Consider the following 19788-nt stretch of genomic DNA (forward strand, 5'->3'; position numbering starts at 1 on the left):
CCCGCCGAACCAGCGCCTCGTCGTTGCCTGACCCTGCCCGCGAACACCAGACGTTCACCTCCGTGATGGATCCCCTGGCTACTGCCAGTACGTGCATCCATGCATTGATTGCCTGGGATGACCATAGGTCACTCACCACTCTCCGTAGTTCACCCGATCAGACGACGTGAACGGTTCAACGTCGACAGAGAATTCTTCGGATTGTTCTGGAGGTGCCGTTCGGATCTCGTGCTGATGACGGCACTCAGAGCGAACCCGGCGGCAAAGGCCACCATGGTCAGCACACCGCGTGGCCAGAAGATGTGACTGTCCACAAACGAGTAGCTGGCGGCAAGAAGCAGCAGCGAGCCGGGTACGGTGCGGGCACCGTGCCGCAGGAACAGCGCCACCGACGCGGCGAGCGTCGCGGCTCCGAGAGCGTACGCGCCCACATAGCCGAGCCGGTCGCCAGTATCGAACAGGGCCTGCACCGACGCGCCGACTTCGGCCCGGCCGGCGGCCTCGCTGGCCACCGTGCCGGCGGCCACGCCGGCAACCGTGTCGAGCCCGGTGTAGAAGGTGGCGTAGATGAAGGCGCCGACCCACACAGCGACCGTCGCGACGCCAACCGCATCGCGGGCCGGACGCCCCCACAGCGGCACGACGAGCCCGAGGGCGAGCAGTGGGAACACCGGCAGCAGCACGATGTGCAACGTGACCCACCGGTCGGCCGTGGCCGCGGTCAACAGGTGTGGATGGACGAGCCCGACCGCGGCCAACAGGACCGGCGTGGCTGTCACGAGCACGACCGTTCGCAGGGTGCGCATCCGGCGATCCTAGGGCGCCAACGGGTGCGAAAACCGCGGCGAAAGAATCCGGTAAGAACTCCCTGCCGGCTGTAAGCATTTGGTAAGAGGTTCATCAGCAACCGTCGTGGTTAGCTGGTTACGCCATGCCCAAGCGTAAATGGGGGTTCGATGTCCCGGATCGGAAGCGGCGTTGGGATCGTCGCTGTCGCCTTGGTCCTCGCCGGCTGCGGCGCGGACGCTCCGCCGGCATCAAGCTCGACCGCGAACACCAGCACAGCCGCCACCACACCGTCGCCGTCGCCGAGCCCCGCGAGCACCACGAGTGGCGCCGCCCCCGACGCGCCGCAGATACTGCGGTTCACCGCCACCACCGTGGATGGCGCACAGTTCGACGCGGCGACGCTGGCCGGCAAGCCCGCTGTGCTGTGGTTCTGGGCGGCGTGGTGCCCGCGCTGCCGCGCGGCCGCGGACGACGTGGCGGGCATCCAGCGAGACTTCGCAGGCAAGGTCACAGTGGTCGGGGTTGCCGGGCTCAACAGCGGCGACGCCGCGATGCGCGAGTTCGTCGCTGACCGTAGCATCGGAGGTTTCGTCAACCTCGCTGACGACAAGGGCGAAATCTGGCGGCGCTTCGACGTGACCACTCAGGAGTACTACGTGATCCTCGACAGGAGCGGTACGGTCGTCCACAAGGGACCGTTGAGTCCGGACGCCTTGCGCGATCGGGTCACCGCGCTGGCCGGCTGAGGACCAACGGTGTTCGACGCCCCGTACGCGCTGGCGCTGGTGGCGGGACTACTGGCTGCCGTCAACCCGTGCGGGTTCGCTCTGCTGCCGGCGTATCTGTCGTTCCTGATCCTCGATGACAGTACGGCCGAGGGCGGCCGAGGCCGCGCCGCCGGCCGCGCTCTGACATTGACCGCGGCGATGACGGCTGGATTCGTCGCCGTGTTCGGTGGGTTCGGCCTGCTGGCCGCGCCCGCCGCCGACCTGGTCGCCCGGCACCTGCCCTGGGTGAGCATCGCGATCGGGCTGGTCCTGTTGGCCGCGGGCGGGTGGCTGTTGGCCGGCCGGCAACTCCCGGCACTGGGTGTCAAGATCGGGACGGGACCGGAGGTGAGCCGCCGGTTCGGCGCCATAACTCTGTTCGGCGCGTCATATGCGATCGCTTCGCTGGGCTGCACCATCGGCCCGTTCCTGGCCGTAGTGGTCGCTGGGTTCCGCACCGACTCCGTCTTCGCTGGCGTCGGCTTGTTTCTGGCATACGCCGCCGGCATGACGCTCGTCATCGGCACGGTAGCTATGGCTGTGGCGCTTGCCCGGACCTCGCTGATCCTCCGGATACGCCGCGCCGCCCCGTTCATCAACCGCGCCGCCGGCGGCTTGCTGCTGGTCGCCGGTGGCTATGTGGCCTGGTACGGCTGGTACGAACTGCGTGTCTTCCGCGACGGTGACACGACCGACCCGATCATCGACACCGCCACCCGTGCCCAGGCCACTATCGCACGCTGGCTGGACCAGGCCGGTCCAGCAGTCGCGGCAGCGACCTTCGCCGCCCTGCTGCTCGCGACCGTGGCCGCGCAACTGTTGCGCCGTACGAGACGCTGACTCCACACCGACTGGCCTCCGAGGAGCCCGAACTACTAGCCGGAGAGGTGCGGGCGGCCTTCCGGCCGCTCCGCACCTGAAACCACTCCCCTGGCGTTCCCCCGCCGCCGCGCGAGCTCAGCCGGTATCCGCGTGCCGGCCAGCGCCCCCCGGGCCTGGCGCAACCGCACCAGGCCCATCCGCCGGAACGCGCGCGTGCGCCTCGCCCTGGCCGACGGCCGTGCCGAGGAATCCGCCGGACTGCCGCAACCACAGGTCCGCGTAGAGGCCGCCACGTTCGAGCAACTCGGCGTGGGTTCCCTGCTCCGCGATCCGGCCGGCGTCGAGGACCACGATCCGGTCCATCCGGGCGATGGTGGAGAGCCTGTGCGCGATCGCGATCACGGTACGGCCGGTCATCACCTCGCCGAGCGTCTCGTGGATGGCGGCCTCCGCCTCGGAGTCCAGCGCGGACGTGGCCTCGTCCAGCACCAGGATCGGCGCGTTCCGGTAGAACGCGCGGGCCAGTGCGATCCGCTGCCGCTGTCCGCCGGACAGGCGCACGCCCCGCTCGCCGACGTACGCGTCCAGGCCGGTCCGGCCATCCGCGTCCCTCAGCCTGGCGACGAACCCGTCGGCGGATGCCCGGCGCACCGCTGCCTCGATCTGCGCATCGCCGGCGCCACCGGGGCCCGCGATGTTCTCCCGGACCGAGCGGTGCAGCAGGGCGGCCTCCTGGGCAACCATGGCGATCTGGGCGCGCAGGCTCTCCTGTGTCACGTCGGTGATGTCGGTGCCGTCGATCGTGATCTTGCCGGACTCCGCGTCGTGGAACCGCAGCAGCAGGCCGACCAGCGTGGACTTGCCCGCACCGGACCGGCCGACGATGCCGACCCGCTCACCGGCGGCGACGTCGAGGCTCAGCTGGTCGAGCCCGCCCTCACCGCGACCATAGTGGTGGCTGACCCGTGAGAAGCTGATGGCTCCACCCCGCACCCGCAGCGGGGTCGCCTGAGGTTTGTCGGCCACCGCGAGCGGTTGCGCGATGGTCCGCAGGGCGCGACGCAGTGCGCCGACGGACCCGAACAGCGACGACACGGCGTCCAACAGCCACTCCGCCATCGCGGTGATTCGGAAACTGAGCGCCAGTGCGGCGGCGACAAGTCCCAAGGGCGCGGCGTCGGTACGCCAGAGCGCGATCCCGTATCCGACGAGTCCGACCAGCAGCGCGCTGCTCAGCGCCATCATGGTGCTGTTGATCGTCACCTCGACCCGCTGGAGGTCCAGATGCGCGCGCCTGGCCAGCGCGAAAACCCGGCGGTCGTGCTCGGTTCGGGAATCCTGGCCGCCGAGCAGCGCGAGCGTGTCGACGTTCGCGTACGAGTCGACGAGCAGGCCGGTCAGCGCGGACTCCGCGTCCTGCAGGCGTTCCGATGCGCGCCGGTAACGCGGCACTGCCCACAGCATGAGCAGCGCGTACGCCAGGATCCAGGCGGCCAGCGGGAGCAGCAGGCGGGCGTCGATCGTGGACATCAGCCACACCGAGCCGGCTATGTAGGCGATCACGAACACAAGCGTGTGGATGACCGAGTAGGCGGCGGTGCTGGCGGCATCGCCGCCGTCGCGGACCCAGGTGGCGATGCGTCCGGCGAGGTCGTCGCGGAACCAGCCGACGGACTGCCGGGACACGTGCCGGTGTGCCCGCCAGCGGGCGAGCGAGCGGGCGTTGGCGCGGAACGCGATATCGTCCAACGCCTCGCCGACCAGGTTGATCAGTGGTCTGATCAGCAACACGAACACGGCCACGGTGAGCAGTTCGGTGCCGTGGCCGGCCCAGAGCGTGTCCGGGCTCGCGCCCGCCAGCGTGTCGACCAGGGATCCGGCGTACCCGATGAGCCACACCTCGATCGCGGCACACAGGATCGTAGTGGCGACGGCCGCCGCTACGACCGGCCGTAGCGGCCGAAGCTCCTGCAGCAGGAACTGCCGGACGCTGGCGGCAGGGGTCGGCTTTGGGCCGGTGGGGAAGGGGTTAACAGGGCTTTCGAACAGTCCTAGCACGAAGTGCCTTTCCGGCGGTGGAGACAGACAAGGAACCCGGGAAACCGCCGGACGTCCTCATGATCAATCTCCTCTTCGTGTCGATGGGAGTGGTCCTCCTCGCGAGGCTAGGGGGTTTCGTGCGGCGCCGCCTTCCATTTTGTGGGTCATGTCGGGAGGCGTGAATGTCGTCGCGTGTGGAGCTCTTAGCGCCACACCTTGAACCTGACGGTCTGGATGTCCGGATCGATGTAGTCGACGTCGTACAACATCAGGAATCGGGCGTTGTCGGGAATGTCGCGCGCCACCACCGCAGCGCGATCCCGGTCCGGTCGGCTCAGGTGCGGTGTTCGACCGCTTTGACGGGTCCGACGTCGAACGGTGCTCGAAGCCGCGTCATCGCGGCCTCACTCTCGTCGGGCACCGACCGGGGCGGTCCCGACGTCTCGGAGTCCGGCTCCGGCTCCGGCTGGAAAAGATCCCCATATGATCCGAACGCCTTCGGGATTCGGTCGGGGGTTTCCTCACTGGTCATTTTCGGCTCCTATGCAAGCGACTGAGCGAAGAGTGCTGCCCGCTTGCCAAAACGCGAGCCGGCGGGGTTTGGGGTACCGCCGCGTACCCCAAAGGCCAACCGTACGCGCAGAGGTACTTGCTCGTTTGAGGCGGGCTCGGACTGGCGCCGTGAGCCATAACACATTTCCATAGTGGACGGATCAGGTCGTCGGCTCGGTGGGGCTACTACCGATCGGTTGGTGGCGGCCGGTGTGCCGTTACTTGAGATGGAAGACGTGGACCATGTGTGGTGCGTCGATGAGGGTGTGTGGCGCCAGTGCGTGGTAGGCCCAGACGTGAACCCATGCGTTGCCGGTCCGCACCGTGAGCACCGTCTTGAACATTCCCGGCGCGAAGTAGGTCAACAGCAGGAAGACGATCGACAGGACGGCGTTGCCCGGAGACGTGAAAACCGTCCAGGCGTCCCAGATGTGCAGCGCCGTGTAGGTGAGACCGCCGAGTATCACGGTGGCCGCCGTCGATCCGGTCAGTCGCAGGAAGCGCGGCACCAGGATCGCGTAGATGAAGATCATGGCCGGTAGGACGGCGCCAGCCAGGTACAGCGTGAAGGTCAGTGGAGCCCCAAGCGCGAGTTGGCCGGGGCTCAGATCGAAGATCCCTGGGGCGAGCACCGCGATCTGGACCAATGTCTCGATCACCAGGACTACGCCGATGAGAACGCTGTCGGCCCGGCGGTTGCTCGATCGGAGGTTGAGCGCCTCGGCGGAGTAGCGCCGCCGGAAGAACAGGAGCGGAACCACCGCGTAGACCAAGAGGTTGTAGGTCGCCCAGGCGAGGGACTCGATCGGGCTGACATGGTCGTGCGTTCCGTAGATCGAGCCGGCCAGGTGAAGCCCAAAAGGGTGCCATCCGGCGAGTCGGGCAAGGACGAAGCCTAGCCCCAACCCGGCAGCCCCATAGAGAAGCAGGAACAGCGTCTCCCGGGCGGCCACCGACCGTTCCGGCGCACGGTCGGCCAGGTTGGGCGGCGTCCGGCCACGGGTGAGCCGATACGTCAGCAGGGTGAGCAGGAGCACCTCCGCCAGGGCCAGGTTGGCGTCCACCAGATGGCCGACCGGGGTGCGGGTCGCAGCGGCCGGCCAGTCGAACGGGAGTGCGTCTCCCGCCACCGCCAGGACCAGCACGTTGGCGGCGAGCCAGCCGATGGCCGTCAGCCGCACGCTGCGCTTGTGCAGCAACGCGCTCAGGGCAGACCAGGGCGATCGTGGCGGCAGGCCGGTGCGGGAGATCATCACCAGCTGCCTCCAGGATCTTTGTAACACGACTGTACTAACACGAGCCGCAGCGTAACACGACTGTGCTATAAAAGGTCAATGCCCAAGGTGGTGGATCCGGCAGAGCGTCGACGGGAGCTGGTCGAAGCCGTATGGCGGGTGATACGCCGCGACGGTCTTGAGCAGGCCTCGGTCCGCAACGTCGCCCGCGAGGCGGGACTGTCGATGGGCTCGCTGCGTCACTACTTCGCAAGCCAGTCCGAGCTCATGGTGTTCGCGTTCCGGACGGTCATCGACCGAATCGAATCCCGCCTCGCCGCACTGGAACCCGAGCCCGACCCCAGGCGGAGGGCGCAGCGCGTGCTCGCCGAACTGCTCCCACTCGACGACGAACGTCAGGCAGAGAACGAAGTCTGGTTGGCCTTCACATCCCGGGCCATGGTCGACCCCGCACTTCGAGCCCTACGGGACGAGGGATACGACGCCCTCCGGGACGGCTGTAAAACGATAATCACCGACCTGTCCGCAGCCGGCCTCGCCCCGACCGACATACAGGCCGAGAGCCGACGCCTGCACGCCCTGCTGGACGGCCTCGCCGTCCACGCGGCCATGCGACCGGACATCCACACCGCCCAGTCGTTGGCAGCCGCCATCGCACATCATCTGGACGCCCTCGCGGCCGAAGCCCCGGCGACACCTCTACCGGTGCCGCCGGATTGACGGCCAACCCCCACAACAATGGCGCGCGCCCCGGCAGGCACCGGGGCGCGTGCTCAACGGCCGCTCAGGACATCGATGCCATCGAGGGTGAACGTCCCACTGACGACACGAACCGTGACGTTGTGGTGGCGTTGTGACAGCCCTCGCAGCCAGTACGAGGTCTGCCTCGTGCCGACGACCCCGACCTGCACCGTGTTGGGCGTTCGGCCGTCGATGCGCACCTCCAGCGTCGCCGCGCCGGTTGCCCCGAACAGATTCAGCCCGGTGCCGGTGAAATCGAGCGCCAGCGACTGGCCGGCCCCCAGCACGTGCTGCGTGCGGTTGAAGTGCGCGAACCCGGCCCGGACGAAGGTGAAGCCGTCGGGGTAGGCGATCCGGGGATCGGAGTCATCGACCTTCTCGGACCTCCAGGTGTGGCCCTTGACCGGCGTGACCGCGAGATTGTCGTAGTGGGTGTTGTAGTACCCGCTGACCAGGGCCACCCGCCCGGTCAGCACCGGGTTGACCGACGTGTCGACATGCTCCGCGAGCTGAACTCGATCGAGCGTCGCCGAGATGACGTTCCCGCGAGCCGAGACGGACAGCGTATGCCATGCCCCGGCATCGAAGCTGGCCACGGTGCCCGACGCGACGACGGTGTCGAGCTGGCGCAACTCCCAGCGGCCGTCTTCGTGGACGCGGGCGGCGTAGGTGGCCTGGTCGCCACCTCGGGCGTAGACCTGCCGGACTCCCAGGCCGGCGAAGTTCGCCAGCGTCGTATCCCGGTCGACGAGGTCGAGCCGGAAGTCGACGGTCGCGGTGTAATCGGCCCACCGATGGTCGCCGAGCACAGTCGACGGTGCGGCCGTCGACGGCACGTTCTGCCGGCCGTCACCCCACACGTTCCACAGATACCCCCGGTTGTGGGCGTGGTTCTGCTGCTGCAACACGTGGCGATGACGGCGATCGTTGGTCGCGACCACTTCGAACGCGCCATCCTGGTCGGCCGTGTACCGCGGAGTGCCGCCGCGGCGCTCGAGGTAGGTCATCTTGCGACCGCCGACCACTTTGGTCGGGTAGCCGTCGTACTCGAAATCGTCCCGGTAGGGCAAGCCGAGGATCTCGTCCCGTGCCCGTGGTGCGAAGTCGCCCGGCCGGTACGACACCGTGGTGCCGTGGACGCCACGCGGAAGTGTCGACAGGGTGACGATCGATGACGCCGGCACCCGCACGCGGTACACGTCATGCTTGACGCCCTCGATCACCTCGCTGCGCACGGGGGCGTAGTAGCCGATCTTCTGGAAATAGTTGGCGTCGTACGACTCGCCGGCGTCCGGTCCGCGCGTCTCCCACGCGTACAACGGACGGCTCCGCTTGCCCAGGTCCGCCACCTTGACCTCGAAGTACCGATCCGTCAGGGTGTTGTTGGCGTGCACCTGGGTCCACTCTGGACGACCTTCGGCACTCGCGGGCTTACGCGCCGTGAGGATGGTGCGAGTGGAGGTGTCGACGTTGGTGCCGCCGTCGCCCTTGGTGCCGTCGCCACCGGTAGCGCCCTCGATGTATTCCCATCCATGGTCGATGAACTGGTGGAAGTGGCGCACGGTGACGATCCCGACGTCGCCCTCCCAATACCCCGACCACGGGTCGGAGGCCCGGATGAGGTGCTTCGGGGAGTACTGGGTGCCTTCGTACATGGCGCTGACGGCGGGCTGGAAGAGAAATGTCGTCATGTGCGCCGGGTCGCTGCCCGCGCCGCTCCAGCGGTAGGCGTTGATGAATCGGTCAGCGATATCGGCGGCGGACACGGTGCCGCCCACGCCACCCCGGGCTGGCTCGGCGGCGAGGCGGTACTGCGGGTCGATCATCGGGGCGATACCCTCGGAGTACAGGATCGGCATGCCGTACTCCTTGTTCAGCCGGGTAACGTTCGGACCACCCTCGATGTCGTAGTGGAAACCGAGGGCGTCGACGTTCGCCAGTGCCTCCGGGTTGGCGAGGATCCGCCCAGCGACGTTGTTGCCGTCCCGGTAGGAGTCGAGCGCGACGATCTTGATCTGCGAGTAGTCGTAGCGCGCGTCCGGCGCGGCAGCGTCACGCGCGAGCCACTTGGCGAACTGGACCGTCCAGTTGAGCTCGGACACCTGGTAGTCGGCGTGCCGGACCTCGTTCTGCGCCGGGCTCATCCAGTCGAACTCAACGCCGAACGTGTCGTAGGCGGCGTCGATCGTCTCCTTGTACCACTGGTACCGCTTGGTCCAGTCGTTGCCAGTCCACGAGGGCTCGCCCCAGCGCAGGGCCTCCACCTCGATATCGGGGTTGATCCGCAGCGCATCGGCGATGAAGTGGAATCCGGCGCCGCGCAACACGTTCGCGGGCTCGTCGGCGCTGCGCTTCGTCGCCGGCTCGGCTCCGGACGAGCTGTTGCTGTCCGCACCCAGCTCGACCTTGATATGCGTAAGCCCCGCGCCCTTGACCGGGTCGAAGAGCATCCGCATGATCTGCCAGTAGGCGCGCGGATTCTCCTCCTTGTAGTCGAGCAGCAGGTTGGACGTGTTGTTGCACGAGACCGAACCGAATCCGCCAAAGAGGTTGTACGCCGTGCCGTCCGGTCGGCGCTCGACATCGCCGCCGTCGACGACGACCTCTTTCCAGTCGATCGACGGGTCGTCCAGGCGCAGCTCACGCAGCCCGGCTTCCGGCGTCGTCGCCGAGATCGTCTCGTCCGCGGGCCGCACCGCCGCGGCGGACGGCGCCGGCGGCCCCACGAACGCGAGGGACAGCACCGCAACGGTCGAGGCTGCGAGGACGGGCACGCGTCGCCGCAGATGCCGAGAAGGGACTGTCATGAGCGGTCTCCTGCCGTCGTTGACCGGTCAACCGACAACCCGGCCGAAGCGAGCATGACCGAGCGCCAGAACGGGACGCGGTCATACGCAACAGCCGGGATCGTTCACGGGCGATCCTGTCGTAGTTAGCCCCGGCAGGCAACCCATCGCGTTCCCGACTCTGATCCGCGCCGTCGCTCCCGCAGGCACCCCGACCAGGGACAGTCTCGTGGCTATCTCGTGCGCGTGTTCATCGATCAGGAGCAGTTTTCGTTCTAGGCTGGGTGACCACCGTTTACCGCGCTCACCTCGGCTTGGTCGTGCCCGACGGCGACTGCGCACCGCGGGTCGGCACCCAGACCCGCCGCTGGCAGGAAGGCGACCTGTTCGGCTTGGACGACACGGTCAACCACGAAGCGTGGAACCGCACGCGGCATGGACGAGCTCGATGAGGTCCCGGCCGAAGTCGCAGCGCCCGTACGCCGCCACACCGACTCGTTGCGCGGATTCAGGCGTCCCGGCCCGGCCGCATGCCCGCGCGCGCCCGCAGGCCCAGGTCGCTGACCTCGCCGAGGTGCCGCAGCTTGTCGGGATTGACGATGGAGTGGATCGTCTGGATCCGCCCGTCGACGATGCCGAGCCCGAAGACACCGACGAGCCGGTCCTGCGCGTCGAACGCCATGGCGCCCGGCCCACCGTTGACCTCGATCGGCTGGAGGCGCACGCCGAAGCGCGCCAATGCCGACATCCCGGCCACCATGGTCCGCGCCACCCGCTCCCGGCCGTTGACGGGCCGGCCCAGCGCGGGCACCTTGCCGCCGCCGTCGCCGTGCAACGCAACGTCCTGTGCCAGCAGTGCCTCCAGCGCCCGCAGGTCACCCTGCCCGGCGGCGGCGAAGAAGCTCCGCGCCAGTTCCTCTCGCTGCCGCCGAGAGGCGTGATAGCGCGGCCGGCGATCCCGCAGGTGGGTACGCGCCCGAGCAACGAGGTGCCGCGCACTGTCCACGTCGGTGCCGATGATCTCGGCGACCTCCGGGTACGGATAGTCGAACACCTCGCGCAACAGGAACGCGGCCCGCTGCTGCGGCGACAGGTTCTCCAGCAGCACCAGGAACGCCAGCGACAGCGAGTCGGCGGTCTCGGCGTGCTCGGCCGGCGTCGGGCCGGTGACCAGCGGCTCCGGCAGCCACTCGCCGACGTACCGCTCCCGGCGCGCCCGCGCCGAGCGCAGCTGGTCGATGGCCAGCCGGGTGACCAGCGTGGCGATGTACGCCCGCGGCGAGGCGATCTGCTCGTCGCGCTGCAGGGTCTGATGCGTCCGCAAGAACGCCTCCTGCACCACGTCCTCGGCCTCGCTGACGCTGCCGAGCATCCGGTAGGCGATAGCGAACGCCCTGGGACGCAGCTCGCCGTACAGCTCCGAGACCGTCATCTGACTATCGCAGACCCTCGGCGAAACCGATGCGCCAGCTCGGGTATCGCAGCGTCCAGCCCAACTCGCGCTTGGCCTTCTCGCTGGAGATTCCACGGGCCCGGGTCATCATGTCGACCGGCCCACCACCGGCTGCCAAGCGGACGAGCCAGGCCGGCACGCGGCGCGGGGGCTTGGCGCCGAGCGCCCGGGCCAGCTCCGGCAGCCAGACGCGCACCGGTGCCGGATCGTCATCGGCGACGTGGTAGATCCCGGGCTTGCCGCGCTCGATGCACGCGACCGTGGCCGACGCGGCATCGGTGATGTGCACCAGCGACCACACCCCATTACCGCCGCCGACGATCGGGAACTTCCGGTTACGGATCAGCGCGGCCATGACGGCATCCGGCGCGTCCTCCATGCCGGTCCCTGGCCCGTAGAAGCCACCGTAGCGGATCGCGATGCCCTCAGCCCAGCTGATGCCGGTCACGGCGCCCTCCAGGTGGCGCAGCGCGGCCACGCTCTCGGCCACGTCCGCCGGCGGGTTCGGCTCGATCCCGCCGCGTTCGTCGGCGACCGGCCCGCCGGATCGCTCCATCCAGGAAGCGTTGCTCTGCGCCACGAACCTGCGTACGCCGACGGCACGTGCGGCCGCCAGCAGGTGGTCGGTGCCCTCGGTGCGCAGCCGGTTGGTGGCGGCCGCCATCCGCTTCACGTGCCGGAAGTCCGGCGGTCCGGCCAGCGCGGTGAGCTGGTGGACGATCACCTCAGGCTCCGCCTTGGCCACGGCGTCGGCCACCGCTTCGGGGTCGAGCGCGTCGACCACTACCGGCTCGGCGCCGAGCGCGCGCAGTGCGCCTGTCTTGGCGGCCGAACGTGTCGTGCCGACGACCTCGTGGCCACGCGCCACGAGCTGTGCGACGAGTGGGCTGCCGATCGCACCGGACGCTCCGGCGATGAAGATCTTCATGATGCCTCCGTTCGTTCGTGCTCACATACGGAGACGAGACAGCCGGGCGTCCCATGACTGGCAGTCGCCCAGCTCACACCCGGCTGAGCCGGCCGCTTCGCCGACCAAATGATGTTGCAGAGCCCGGGTGCGTTGGATATCTTGGCCCGCATGGGTTCCCTGTGAGAGTCCCCGCGCGACCGCGTTGAGCGCCTCGCTCCGCCGCCGCGCCCTGTCCATCCGCCCTAACGCTTCCACTACCGACGCATGCCTACGCCGCGTGCCCGGGGTGCTGCGGCGTACGCGAAACAGGGGACTCTCCTTGCTTACTGCCCAACTCTCTCTACACAACGTCACCCGTCGCTACGACGACCACGTGGTACTGGATGGGGTGTCCTTCACCGTCAAGCCGGGTGAAAAGGCTGGCATCATCGGCGACAACGGCGCGGGTAAGTCCACGCTGCTGCGACTCATCGCCGGTGCGGACCGGCCCGACAACGGCGAGGTGGTCGTGGTCGCACCCGGCGGCATCGGCTACCTCGCCCAATCGCTGGCGCTGCCGCCAGAGGCCACGGTCCAGGACGCGGTCGACCTCGCCCTTGCCGACCTGCGGGAGCTTGAGTCGCGGCTGCGCAGCGCCGAGGCCGGACTGCACGGCCTCGCGGGAGCGGAGCTCGCGGACGCGCTGGGGGCGTATGCCGGGCTGGTGGCACGGTACGAGGCGCGCGGGGGGTACGCGGCGGACAGCCGGGTGGACATCGCGTTGCACGGCCTCGGCCTACCGGGGCTGGACCGGGCGAGGTCGCTTGGCACGCTGTCCGGCGGGGAGCGGTCACGGCTGGCGCTGGCCGCCACCTTGGCGTCCCAGCCGGAACTGCTGTTGCTCGACGAGCCGACCAACGACCTGGACGATCAGGCCGTGGGCTGGCTGGAGGCGTACCTGCGGGCGCACCGCGGCACGGTGCTCGCGGTCACCCACGACCGGGAGTTCCTGGGCCGGGTCACCACCACCATCCTGGAGGTCGGCGATGGCAAGGTGGCGCGCTACGGCGACGGCTACGACGGGTACCTCGCCGCCAAGGCCGCCGAACGCCGGCGTCGGCTCCAGGAGTACGAGGACTGGCGCACCGAGTTGGCCCGCAACCGGAAGCTGGCGGCAGCGAACGCGGCCCGCCTGGACGCGATTCCGCGCAAGGTGCCGATGGCCACGTTCGGACACGGCGCCTTCCGGGCCCGCAGCCGCGACCACGGTGCGATAGGGCGCATCCGCAACGCCAAGGAGCGCATCGAGCGCCTCACCGGCAACCCCGTCGCGCCGCCCCCCGACCCGCTGGTCTTCGCGGCCCGCATCACCGGCGCCGACAGCCAAGCGCCGGACGCGGCCGCGGAACTCGCCGGGATTCGCGTCGCCGACCGGCTGTACGTGCCGTCGCTGCGAATCGGGGGCGCGGAACGGCTCCTGGTCACCGGGCCCAACGGAGCGGGCAAGACCACCCTCATGCGCGTCCTGGCCGGAGAACTGCGGCCAGACGCCGGAACGGTACGCACGCGCGGTCGGACCGGGCACCTACGACAGGAGGAAACCCCGTGGCCGCCCGGCCTGACGGTGCCGCAGGCGTTCGCACAAGGGCGGCCGGGCGACCCGGACGAGTACGCCGACGAACTGCTCTCGCTCGGCCTGTTCCGGCCGGCCGATCTGCGGCTGCGGGTGGGCGAGCTGTCGTACGGGCAACGGCGGCGGATCGAGCTGGCCCGCATTGTCAGCGAACCGGTCGACCTGCTGCTGCTCGACGAGCCGACGAACCACCTCTCCCCCGCCCTGGTCGAGGAACTGGAGCAAGCCCTGGCGGAGTACCCGGGCGCGGTGGTCATCGTCACGCACGACCGCCGCATGCGCGCCCGGTTCACCGGCACCCATTTGGAGCTGCGCGCCGGCCGCGTCGCGCAGCTCCAGCACGCCACACCTTTGGCCCACGCCGGCATGGCTACTTAGCGGGAACGGCATACGGTGAAGCCATTCGCCGGCAGTGGTTGACTGGCGGGATGGAGCTTTCTATCGACGCTGGCGATGTGTCGCTGCCCGCCACGCTCGACGTGCCACTCGACGGGCCGGTGCGTGGCGCGGTGGTCGTCCTGCACGGCTCCGGTATGCCCCAGCGTTCGTACGTTCTGTACGAGCACCTGGCACGCGAGCTTCCTCGGTCCGGTGTGGCGGTGCTGCGCTTCGACCGCCGCCCACGTGAGCAGGGCGACGTGCCGTTCGCCGTGCAGGCAGACGACGCATTGGCAGCCGTCGCCCGCTTGCGCCGCCAGGTCGGTGACGTCCCGGTGGGCCTGTGGGGCTGGAGCCAAGGCACCTGGCCAGCGTCCCTCGTCGCGGCCCGCCGGCCCGAACTGATCGCCTTCCTGGTCCTGGTCGCCACCAGCGGCTCGAGCCCGGCGGTCCAGATGCGGTACGGGACGGCACAGCAGTTGCTCCGGCATGGCTACAGCGCCGCAGACCTCGCCGAGTTGGCCAACCTGCGCCAGGCACTCGAATCCGCCGTCCGTGGGCACATCGACCGCGGGACCGCACAGGCGGTCATCGACCGGTACGCCGACCGGCCGTGGTTTCCTTTGGCGTACGTCCCGCGCGACCTGCACAGCTACCCCGGCACCTGGGACGACATGGACTACGACCCGGAGCCGGTCATCAGGCAGGTGCGCTGCCCGACGCTGCTGTTCTACGGCGAGTCCGACGAATGGACCCCCGCCGAGGACAGCATCGCCGTGTGGCGCCGCGCCGCCGGCACCGACAACCTGACCATCCACCGGCTCGCCGGCTGCACCCACCAGCCGACCCTCGACGCGACCAACACGCTCGAATCCATCAGCTCCAACTACACCAGCACACTGCTCACCTGGGTCGAGCAGCGAATCAGCCACTAACCGGCGTACGGGAACCACCACCACCACACTCCGGGGTACCGGCGGTCGCGGTAGGTTGCACAGTCATGGCCACGACTGCCGACGTCCGTCACGAACTCGCCAGCCTGGCCGACCCGCATAGGGCCGAGCAAGTGGCCCGGTTTCTGCAGATGCTTCCAGGCGGGTATGGCGAGGGTGACCGGGCCATCGGCGTTTCTGTGCCGGAGCAGCGCAGGGTGGCTGGCCGGTACTGGCGTGAGCTCTCGCTGACCGAAACGGCGCGGCTGCTGACCAGCAGCGTGCATGAGGAGCGGCTGACGTCGCTTTTCATCCTGGTGCGAAAGTTCACCAAGGGCGACCAGGAACAGCGGGGCCGGATCTTCAGTCTCATCCTGGCCAACACCGGCCGAATCAACAACTGGGACCTGGTGGACTCATCGGCGCCGTACATCGTCGGCCCGTGGCTGATCGACAAGGATCGCAGCGTACTGGATCGGTTGGCCGGGTCGAGACTGGTATGGGACCGGCGGATCGCCATCATGGCGACACTGGCGTTCATCAAAGCCGGCGACTTCCATTGGACCTTCCGGCTCAGCGAACGGCTCCTACACGACCCCCACGACCTCGTGCACAAGGCGGTCGGCTGGATGCTGCGTGAAGTGGGCAAACGCGACCGAGCGGCGGAGGAGGAGTTCTTGGTCCGACACTACCGGGCCATGCCGCGGGTCATGCTGCGATACGCGATCGAGAAGTTCGAACCGCAGCGACGTGCCGAGTACCTCTCCGGTGTGGTCTAAAACGGTCGTCCCCACCGCCAAGGCCGCGCGTCCCGCGCCGGTCCCCCGCCTGTGATCAAAGCTTCGCCCAAGTAGAGGAATCCGGTGCGCTCGGCGGCGCCGGCGCGGCCGGTCTGGTTCCAGACCAGGTTCTTCAACCTGCCGTTGAAGTTGCCGTGGCACAGATCCGCGATCGGGTCGCCCACGCGCACGTCGCCGACCCGCGTCTGCGCACCTGGGAAGCAGGCCGGCGCGCCGGTCGGGCAATTCCAGATGAACGCCGTCTGGTTGACCGAGTTGGGGATCTGGGCGGCGCTCGCGGCGGACTGCGACAAGGTCACGACGCCCACCGTCGAGGTGAGCAGTGTGGCCAGCCCGGATCGTCAAGTCCGACCTGCTCAAGGCGAAACTGACGCTGCCGGCATGGCAGGGCGACGCGCCGTCGACGTGCACAACCAATGACGTCCGCCTAGACGCCGAAGCCTCCGCTGAAGGTACCTGAGGAATCGATCGGTAGGCGCTCGACGCAGCTCGGGGGTTGTCGTGTAAGGCATCGCGCTCGTTTGGTACCGCACCGCACGAGTGTTCGGCCTGTACGGGCGGGACGGACGGCGTGGTTGGGAGTGAACGATCTATTCCATCGTGCCCTGGACCCTCGTCTGCGGGCCCGCCAGCGACCAGCAGTACGACGGCCACTGCCGCGCCGGCGATAAGCACGACCGTGGCCGCGGCGATCGCCGCCACCAGCCACCGGCGCGCGCGTCGCGTGGGTCCGGGCGGCGCCCCAGGGGCAGGACGGCCCGGCCGCGCGCCTGTGCGACTGTTAGCGGAGCATATTGTCGGTTGATCGGTTGCGGGCAAAGAGGGACGGCCGGGGGAACGGATGCCGAAACTGTTCAGCGGTGCCGCCGGTTCACGCTCGTCCGGCACAGCCGACGGTTCCGCCGCGCTGCGCCTGACCGGTCTGACCAAGACCTTCGGTGACCTCACCGCGGTCGACCGCGTGGACTTGACCGTCTCTGCGGGATCGTTCTACGGCCTGGTCGGGCCGAACGGAGCCGGCAAGACAACGGCGTTGTCGATGGCAGTCGGGTTACTGCGCCCCGACGCCGGCAGCTCGACGGTGTTCGGTGTCGACGTGTGGTCCGACCCCGTGCACGCCAAAGCTCTGATCGGCGTGCTGCCCGACAACCTCGCGTTGCCTGAGCGGCTGACCGGGCGGGAACTGCTCACGTTCCTCGGGCAGTTGCGGGGCCTCGATCCGAGCGCGGTCGCCGAGCGGACCCAGGAGTTGCTCGAGGTGATGGACCTCGCGCACGCCGAACGGACGCTGGTCGTGGACTATTCGACCGGTATGCGGAAGAAGATCGGCCTGGCGACCGCGTTGCTGCACGCGCCCCGGCTGCTGGTGCTCGACGAGCCGTTCGAGGCGGTCGACCCGGTGTCGGCGGTGGCGTTGAAGCAGATCCTGGCACGGTTCGTCGCCGGTGGCGGCTCGGTGGTGCTCTCCAGCCATGTCATGGCGCTGGTCGAGCAGCTCTGCGACACGGTGGCCATCATGGTCAAGGGCCGGGTGGTGGCAGCCGGTCCGCTCGACCAGGTCCGGGGTGCAGGTTCGCTCGAGGAGACCTTCGTCCGGCTGGCCGGCGGCGACGCCCGAGTGGCGGAAGGGCTGTCGTGGTTGGCGTCCTGATCCGGATGAAGCTGGCGATCATCCGGAACTCCATGACGGGCGGCCGGGCCGCGTTGATGGTCATCGGTGGCGTGCTCGGCGTCCTGGCCGCCGCCACCACCGTCTGGCTCAGCCTGGTGGACCCGTCCGGGCCTGGCGTGGTCCCCGATCTTCTCGCCACGGCGTACCTGGTCTGGTTGCTCGGCTGGGTGGTCGGCCCGGTGTGGGGCGCCTCGTCGGTCCTGCGGGTCGACCACTTCGCGCTGCTGCCGGTGCCGCGCCGGCAGTTGGCGGTCGGGCTGCTCGGCGCCGCGTTCGTCGGCGTCACGACCGCGGTCACCGCGCTGGCGTTTCTCAGCCTGATTGTGTACGGCCTCCGGCAGGGCGTGCTACCGGCACTCGTCGCCGTGCCGGCGGCCACGCTGCAGCTGGTGCTGGTGGTGCTGCTGTCACGCGCGTCCTACAGCTTCTTCGGTCTGATCGCTCGGGGGCGCGTCGGCTCGGCGTTCACCGGGCTTATGCTCGCCGCGTTCCTGGTGCTCACCCAGTCCGGCTGGATCGTCGTCGTCGCGCTCATCTACTCGGACGTCCTCACCACCGGTTTCCCGTCGGAATACTCCACTGTGGTGCGGGCGATCCCGTCCGGATGGGGCGTGGTCGCCGTCGAGACAACCCACAATGGACACTGGTGGCGCGCGGTCGGTCTGCTGGCGGCCATGGTCGCGCTGATCGGACTGCTGCTGCTCGGATGGAGTCGCACGCTCGGCTCGTTTCGCCACGGCCGGGCGACGATCCGCGGCAGCGGCCATGCGCCCCGCGCCACCCGGCCCGTGCTCGCCGGGCGCACCGCCGCCGTCGTCCGCAAGGAACTGCGCACCTGGTGGCGGGACCCGGCGCGGATCCAGATGCTGGCTATCGTGCTCGGGTGGGCGCTGGGAACCGCGCTGCTGCCGCTGACCCTTGACTGGAACGCGACACTGCCGTGGGCCGGCCCAGCCATGGCGTTGATGGCGGCCACGGTGGCCTGCAACCTCTACGGCGAGGACGGCACCGCGCTGTGGCTGACCCTGCAGACCGGCACCGAACGGCAGGATGTGCGCGGCCGGCAGTGGGCGTACCTGCTGGTGTTCGGGCCCCTCACGGTCGCCGTCACGGTCGGGTTCACGCTCTACAGCGGATACACCTGGGCCTGGCCGTGGCTGCTCGCGCTGGTGCCGGCGCTGCTCGGCGGCGGCGTGGGCCTGGCCGTGTTCACCTCGGTCGTGGCGCTGGCGCCCGGCCCGGACGCGCACAAGCGGCCGGACAACCCGCTCGAACAGGCCGAGACTCCGTGGCAGTCCCAGGTGCTGTTCTGGGTCGGTCTGCTACCGCCGGTTCCCGCTGTCGTGACCGTCGTCCTCGGCACCGTTTGCGACAACGCCGCGTTGCTGTGGGCCGGTGGCCCGGTCGGGCTCGCCACCGGCGCCCTCCTCGGGTGGTGGCTGGGACGGGTCGCCGTCAAGCGGCTGCGGTCCCGCGGCCCGGAGATGCTGTTCCACCTACGCACCGGACACGCCGCGGAGACCACCACCGTCAAAGCCGACGTGCCTACGGTCGAGCTGACCAGGCGCGAGAGCCTCGTCGCGGTCTTCTCCTGGATCCTCGGCCCGCTCTGCCTCTTCCCGCAGGGCGTGGTGCCAGTGATGATCCTGCTCGCCGGCGCCGACCTGAGGCTGTGGTTCCTCGCCCTGTACTTCCCGGATCCGCTGCGCTGGCCGATAGCCATCCTCATGGTGATGCTCGGGATTCTCCTGCTCTTCCAAGCGATCCAGCTCACCACCAAAGGCAGACACAGCTGCGGCCCCTCACCTGGATGAGGGGCCGCAGGCTGACCGTTGCGGCCTCACGCCGTTGCGGGGCCGTACCGGGGTATCTGAGGGTTTACAGGGCCTTGACGTATTCGGCCTGCGGACCCTTGGGACCTTGCGCGATGTCGAACTCGACCCGCTGGTCCTCGGCCAGGCTGCGGAAGCCTGGCGTCTGGATGGCCGAGAAGTGGACGAAGACGTCAGCGCCTCCGCCATCGACCGTGATGAAGCCGAAGCCCTTGTCGTCGTTGAACCATTTCACAGTGCCCTGGGCCATGTGATGTCTCCTTGGTTGGGATGGGACGCGAACCGCGTCGCGGTCCGCCGGCCGGTTGTCGCAGCGGCGGTACCGCACCATCTCAAGCAAGAAACAGCGGCACGCTCGCGGGATCCGCGAGCGTGAAGAGGTAAACCACGTAACACAGAAACGTTCGACCACCCGGTACAACCGGCTCGCCCGGCTGCCAATTCCCGCCAGTCCCCATGGTGACGAC

At 69.0% G+C, this 19788-nt stretch carries 18 protein-coding genes; 9 read left to right on the plus strand and 9 right to left on the minus strand.

All coding sequences use genetic code 11. The features are described 5' to 3' along the window. Positions 1–149: 149 nt before the first annotated feature. On the minus strand, positions 150–806 hold the full coding sequence (locus V6V89_RS14150; protein ID WP_334619551.1) for a hypothetical protein: 657 nt from the start codon (positions 804–806) through the stop codon (positions 150–152). A gap of 150 nt (positions 807–956) precedes the next feature. Between V6V89_RS14150 and V6V89_RS14155 the strand changes: the two genes are divergently transcribed. Together V6V89_RS14155 and V6V89_RS14160 are read left to right on the plus strand one after the other, a co-directional pair. Next, positions 957–1535, plus strand: coding sequence for a redoxin domain-containing protein (locus V6V89_RS14155; RefSeq protein WP_334619552.1), 579 nt, complete (start codon positions 957–959; stop codon positions 1533–1535). A 9-nt stretch (positions 1536–1544) separates the two neighbouring features. Then, complete coding sequence (locus V6V89_RS14160; RefSeq protein ID WP_334619553.1) at positions 1545–2396, plus strand: cytochrome c biogenesis CcdA family protein; 852 nt, start codon at positions 1545–1547, stop codon at positions 2394–2396. A gap of 117 nt (positions 2397–2513) precedes the next feature. Here the strand turns inward: V6V89_RS14160 and V6V89_RS14165 are convergent, their stop codons facing one another. The 3 genes from V6V89_RS14165 to V6V89_RS14175 all read right to left on the minus strand — a co-directional run bounded on the left by V6V89_RS14165 (position 2514) and on the right by V6V89_RS14175 (position 6223). After that, entirely contained in the window at positions 2514–4436 is a 1923-nt protein-coding gene (locus V6V89_RS14165; protein WP_334619554.1) for an ABC transporter ATP-binding protein, read from the minus strand. Between the two features lie 316 nt (positions 4437–4752). After that, on the minus strand, positions 4753–4950 hold the full coding sequence (locus V6V89_RS14170) for a hypothetical protein (protein ID WP_334619555.1): 198 nt from the start codon (positions 4948–4950) through the stop codon (positions 4753–4755). A gap of 238 nt (positions 4951–5188) precedes the next feature. After that, entirely contained in the window at positions 5189–6223 is a 1035-nt protein-coding gene (locus V6V89_RS14175) for a hypothetical protein (protein ID WP_334619556.1), read from the minus strand. An 81-nt stretch (positions 6224–6304) separates the two neighbouring features. On the opposite strand from V6V89_RS14175, the gene V6V89_RS14180 reads away from it, so the two are divergent. Further along, positions 6305–6925 carry a TetR/AcrR family transcriptional regulator gene (locus V6V89_RS14180; RefSeq protein ID WP_334619557.1) on the plus strand — a complete coding sequence of 207 codons (621 nt, stop codon included), beginning with the start codon at positions 6305–6307 and terminating at the stop codon, positions 6923–6925. 53 nt (positions 6926–6978) lie between these two features. On the opposite strand, the gene V6V89_RS14185 is transcribed toward V6V89_RS14180, so the two are convergent. Next, positions 6979–9753 (minus strand): hypothetical protein, encoded by a 2775-nt coding sequence (locus V6V89_RS14185; RefSeq protein ID WP_334619558.1) that lies wholly within the window; start codon positions 9751–9753, stop codon positions 6979–6981. A gap of 263 nt (positions 9754–10016) precedes the next feature. Here V6V89_RS14185 and V6V89_RS14190 point away from each other — a divergent pair, with 263 nt between their 5' ends. After that, positions 10017–10184: an aspartyl/asparaginyl beta-hydroxylase domain-containing protein gene (locus tag V6V89_RS14190; protein ID WP_334619559.1), complete on the plus strand. Its 168-nt coding sequence runs from the start codon at positions 10017–10019 to the stop codon at positions 10182–10184. A 56-nt stretch (positions 10185–10240) separates the two neighbouring features. Here V6V89_RS14190 and V6V89_RS14195 read toward each other — a convergent pair whose 3' ends face one another. Then, the gene (locus tag V6V89_RS14195; protein ID WP_334619560.1) at positions 10241–11164 is read right to left on the minus strand and encodes an RNA polymerase sigma-70 factor; all 924 of its coding nucleotides are present in this window, start codon (positions 11162–11164) and stop codon (positions 10241–10243) included. 4 nt (positions 11165–11168) lie between these two features. Then, the gene (locus V6V89_RS14200; RefSeq protein ID WP_334619561.1) at positions 11169–12113 is read right to left on the minus strand and encodes an NAD-dependent epimerase/dehydratase family protein; all 945 of its coding nucleotides are present in this window, start codon (positions 12111–12113) and stop codon (positions 11169–11171) included. A 301-nt stretch (positions 12114–12414) separates the two neighbouring features. Between V6V89_RS14200 and V6V89_RS14205 the strand changes: the two genes are divergently transcribed. From V6V89_RS14205 to V6V89_RS14215, 3 genes are all read left to right on the plus strand, one after another. Further along, on the plus strand, positions 12415–14085 hold the full coding sequence (locus V6V89_RS14205) for a TlrC/CarA/OleB/SrmB family ABC-F type ribosomal protection protein (protein ID WP_334619562.1): 1671 nt from the start codon (positions 12415–12417) through the stop codon (positions 14083–14085). A gap of 50 nt (positions 14086–14135) precedes the next feature. Further along, positions 14136–15020 carry an alpha/beta hydrolase gene (locus tag V6V89_RS14210; RefSeq protein WP_334619563.1) on the plus strand — a complete coding sequence of 295 codons (885 nt, stop codon included), beginning with the start codon at positions 14136–14138 and terminating at the stop codon, positions 15018–15020. Between the two features lie 65 nt (positions 15021–15085). Next, positions 15086–15796, plus strand: coding sequence for a DNA alkylation repair protein (locus V6V89_RS14215; protein ID WP_334619564.1), 711 nt, complete (start codon positions 15086–15088; stop codon positions 15794–15796). Here V6V89_RS14215 and V6V89_RS14220 read toward each other — a convergent pair. Continuing rightward, positions 15793–16116: a hypothetical protein gene (locus V6V89_RS14220; protein ID WP_334619565.1), complete on the minus strand. Its 324-nt coding sequence runs from the start codon at positions 16114–16116 to the stop codon at positions 15793–15795. The genes V6V89_RS14215 and V6V89_RS14220 overlap by 4 nt on opposite strands. A 542-nt stretch (positions 16117–16658) precedes the next feature. Between V6V89_RS14220 and V6V89_RS14225 the strand changes: the two genes are divergently transcribed. Together V6V89_RS14225 and V6V89_RS14230 are read left to right on the plus strand one after the other, a co-directional pair. Beyond that, on the plus strand, positions 16659–17468 hold the full coding sequence (locus V6V89_RS14225) for an ABC transporter ATP-binding protein (RefSeq protein WP_334619566.1): 810 nt from the start codon (positions 16659–16661) through the stop codon (positions 17466–17468). Further along, positions 17453–19303, plus strand: a complete 1851-nt coding sequence (locus tag V6V89_RS14230; RefSeq protein ID WP_334619567.1) for a hypothetical protein — start codon at positions 17453–17455, stop codon at positions 19301–19303. Before V6V89_RS14225 ends, V6V89_RS14230 begins: the two co-directional genes overlap by 16 nt. A gap of 64 nt (positions 19304–19367) precedes the next feature. On the opposite strand, the gene V6V89_RS14235 is transcribed toward V6V89_RS14230, so the two are convergent. Then, positions 19368–19571: a cold-shock protein gene (locus V6V89_RS14235; RefSeq protein WP_334619568.1), complete on the minus strand. Its 204-nt coding sequence runs from the start codon at positions 19569–19571 to the stop codon at positions 19368–19370. Between the last annotated feature and the right edge of the window lie 217 nt (positions 19572–19788).

The organism is Micromonospora sp. CPCC 206061 (assembly GCF_036906915.1).
GTDB lineage: Bacteria > Actinomycetota > Actinomycetes > Mycobacteriales > Micromonosporaceae > Phytohabitans.

Excerpts from the sequence above, each read along its gene's own strand:
- V6V89_RS14175 (WP_334619556.1), bottom strand. The coding sequence starts at position 6,223 with ATGATCTCCCGCACCGGCCTGCCGCCACGATCGCCCTGGTCTGCCCTG.
- V6V89_RS14155 (WP_334619552.1), top strand. The coding sequence starts at position 957 with ATGTCCCGGATCGGAAGCGGCGTTGGGATCGTCGCTGTCGCCTTGGTC.
- V6V89_RS14185 (WP_334619558.1), bottom strand. The coding sequence starts at position 9,753 with ATGACAGTCCCTTCTCGGCATCTGCGGCGACGCGTGCCCGTCCTCGCA.
- V6V89_RS14180 (WP_334619557.1), top strand. The coding sequence starts at position 6,305 with ATGCCCAAGGTGGTGGATCCGGCAGAGCGTCGACGGGAGCTGGTCGAA.
- V6V89_RS14225 (WP_334619566.1), top strand. The coding sequence starts at position 16,659 with ATGCCGAAACTGTTCAGCGGTGCCGCCGGTTCACGCTCGTCCGGCACA.
- V6V89_RS14200 (WP_334619561.1), bottom strand. The coding sequence starts at position 12,113 with ATGAAGATCTTCATCGCCGGAGCGTCCGGTGCGATCGGCAGCCCACTC.
- V6V89_RS14215 (WP_334619564.1), top strand. The coding sequence starts at position 15,086 with ATGGCCACGACTGCCGACGTCCGTCACGAACTCGCCAGCCTGGCCGAC.
- V6V89_RS14150 (WP_334619551.1), bottom strand. The coding sequence starts at position 806 with ATGCGCACCCTGCGAACGGTCGTGCTCGTGACAGCCACGCCGGTCCTG.
- V6V89_RS14195 (WP_334619560.1), bottom strand. The coding sequence starts at position 11,164 with ATGACGGTCTCGGAGCTGTACGGCGAGCTGCGTCCCAGGGCGTTCGCT.
- V6V89_RS14210 (WP_334619563.1), top strand. The coding sequence starts at position 14,136 with ATGGAGCTTTCTATCGACGCTGGCGATGTGTCGCTGCCCGCCACGCTC.
- V6V89_RS14170 (WP_334619555.1), bottom strand. The coding sequence starts at position 4,950 with ATGACCAGTGAGGAAACCCCCGACCGAATCCCGAAGGCGTTCGGATCA.
- V6V89_RS14235 (WP_334619568.1), bottom strand. The coding sequence starts at position 19,571 with ATGGCCCAGGGCACTGTGAAATGGTTCAACGACGACAAGGGCTTCGGC.